The sequence below is a fragment of the Mesorhizobium sp. M7A.F.Ca.CA.004.04.2.1 genome (assembly GCF_004022825.1).
Classification (GTDB): Bacteria; Pseudomonadota; Alphaproteobacteria; order Rhizobiales; family Rhizobiaceae; genus Mesorhizobium.
This window is the reverse complement of sequence record NZ_RZPH01000787.1, coordinates 1-2,891: the sequence shown is the minus strand read 5'-3', so window position 1 is coordinate 2,891 and position 2,891 is coordinate 1. Positions and strand designations below refer to the sequence as shown.

1 protein-coding gene and 1 pseudogene are annotated in these 2,891 nt (G+C 58.8%); one reads left to right on the top strand and one right to left on the bottom strand.

The annotated features are described in order from the left end of the window. The coding region (locus EN893_RS26990) for a type I secretion system permease/ATPase (RefSeq protein WP_164901136.1) at window positions 1-1,398 on the bottom strand (1,398 nt) is incomplete at its 3' end. 562 nt (window positions 1,399-1,960) lie between these two features. Between EN893_RS26990 and EN893_RS26985 the strand changes: the two are divergent. Continuing rightward, window positions 1,961-2,891 (top strand): annotated as a pseudogene (locus EN893_RS26985) (calcium-binding protein); the annotation flags it as partial.

Here is a 2,891-nt window from a genome sequence, read left to right as displayed (position 1 = left end):
GCCCTCGCCGATGCGGGTCTGAAATCCCTGGGGGAGTTGCATTATCATTTTCTCGACGCCGGCTGCTCTTGCCGCCGCAAGGACGCCTTTTGGATCCGTCTTGCCTCGGAACCTCGAAATGTTGTCTGCTACCGTGCCGTCAAACAACTCCACATCCTGCGGCATGTAGCCGATATGGGCGCCGAGTTGTTCCGAGTTCCATTGATCGAGAGAGGCGCCGTCCAATCTCACCGAGCCATGGAGCGGCTTCCACACCCCGACCAACGAACGCACCAAAGTTGTCTTGCCGGAACCGCTTGGGCCGATTACGGCCATCCCAGCGCCTCTCGACAGATGGAAGCTCACATTGACCACGGTTGGCTTTGGCAAGCCGGGCGGCGCAATGGTCAATTGCTCGACCGCAAACCGCGCCTGCGGCCGAGGCAACTCCATTGGCTCGTCCTGGCGGCCGAATGCCGCCATGACCGCCGCCAGCTCGGAATAGCTGCGCCGGGCCGACAGAAAGCCTCTCCAGTTTGCGATCGCAGCATCGACCGGGGCCAAGGCGCGGCCAAGCAAAATGGAAGATGCGATGATCACCCCAGGTGAAGCCTCGCCGCCGATCACCAGGTAAGCGCCGAGACCGAGAACACAGGACTGCAACGCCATCCGCAGGGCCTTCGACAGCGAACTGGCGCCACCAACGACGTCCGAGAGACGTTCCTGCTGGGCGAGATAGGCTCGGCTGACGTCGCTCCAGCGTCGAGCCAGTCGACCAGAAAGCCCCATTGCGTGAACGACTTCGGCGTTGCGGCGGCCGGAATCGGCAAGCGCCCGCTGCGACAGCAGCTCCTCCGAGGCACGCGCGGCGGGGCCTCGGCTAAACACTTCCGCAATCGCTGTTAAGAGGACCACGGCGATCGCACCGACCGTCGCCAGCAGGCCGAGCGAAGGATGGAGCAAATAAATGATCAGCAGATAAAAGGGGATCCACGGGGCGTCGAAGATGACCGTGGGTCCCGTTCCGGAGAGAAAGCCGCGCAGTCGGTCAAGATCGTGCAAAGGCTGCAGACGGTCCGCATCACGCCCTGCCTTGAGCGGCAGGGACAGGGAGATGGAGAACACCTTTTGCTGCAAATTCCTATAGAGCCGGCTGCCGATGCGGACCAACACGCGAAGCCGCACGAAATCCAGAAGCCCGTATACGGCATACAGGCCCAGCATTCCGATCGTGAACCCCACCAGGGTCGGAACGCTCTGCGACGGCAGAACGCGATCGTAGATCTGCAACATATAGACCGAACCGGTCAGAGCGAGAATGTTTATCACTGCCGAGAACAGCGCCACGCCAAGCAGCCCAGGCATGCAGGCGAGAATAGCGGAACGGAGCTCGGGAGAACCGGCCCCCGATGTTTTCATGACCAGCGGTCGTTCGCGCGACACTGCCGCGCCGTTACTTCCGTAAGTTGTAATGGCTCAAACCTTTCTTAGTGCGCATAGCAGCCGCTATCCGTCGCCCCCCTTATTACGCTCTGCTTACATACGTCGACTTTGAGGAAAATGCAGCCGATTCGTGGCGTGAACCAGCGAAACGCGACGGCCGACGTCTCCCTGTCTGGGGATAACTTCCCGAAAAATGACGATTTTCGCTAAAGGAATTGGTCAGAACGGAGCCAGCAAAAGAGGCGTATGTCCTTGCTCCCAAACACTTTCAAAGGTGCCACGGTCGGCTGAGCAAAATACCTGCTACTGAGCAACAACTTAGATCAATCAAACATTCTATCCCGTTGTGTTTCGTATTTGATTTCATCCTAATGTAGCAATCACCTAAGCAGACGCGGGGCATAAGTCGAATCAACCAAAGGATCATTGGATGACACTCCATTATGCGTCCGGTGGATCAGCCACCGAAGTCGCAACCGCCGGGTTCAACCTGGTCGATGTTCAATATCTCTCGCAGGTCAATGCTTTGCCGGACGGCATGAAAGGCCTCGTCTATCTCAGCGCCCACGACGGCGTCACCTCCTCTTTCATCGAACAAGTTACGCCCTTTCTCAACAATCCCAAGGTGTTCGGGTTCTTCCTGATGGACGAGCCAGATCCCACCGGCAGATGGGGCACATATGCAAGTGCCGAAACCCTGAAGGCGGAGTCGGACTGGATCCATTCCCATTTTCCAGGCGCCAAGACGTTCATCACCATGATGAATATGGGCTCTCCAACAAACCCGGATTTTTCCAACACGTATAATCCGGCAAATACCGGCATCGACTACTATGGGTTGGACCCCTACCCGGTGCGCGATGACGTGAGCACGGTCGACTACAACATGATCGACAGGGCCGTGGCTGCGGCCGTCAAGTCCGGCATCCCGATCGACAAAATCATTCCAGTCTATCAGACTTTTGGCGGTGGCAACTGGACGACCGACACGGGCGGGAAGCATCAGATGCCGACGCCGGAACAGATGCAAACGATGATAGATCATTGGGCAGCACTGGTTCCGTCGCCTGCCTTCGATTATGCCTATGCCTGGGGCTCGCAGAACGGTGACACAGCTCTGGAAAATTCGCCGGAGTTGCAGGCTTTGTTCCAACAGCACAATCTCCAAAGCACCGGTGGCTCGGCCGCCCCCCCAGTAACCGATCCGATCGATACCACGACCCCGCCTCCAACCGACGTCGCCGCCCCTGCTCCGGCCACGCCTCCGACAGACGCCGCCGCTCCAGTTCCGGCCGCGCCGGCCCCGTCGGACAGCGATCATGTCTTCCATGGCACGCGCGGCGCAGACGTTTTTCACGCGACCACGGGCAATGACAAATATCTCGTCAACAATGCCCATGACAAGGTGATGGAAGCGCCAAGCGGGGGGTTCGACAAGGTCGCGGCCTCGGTGAGTTACGCTCTTACGG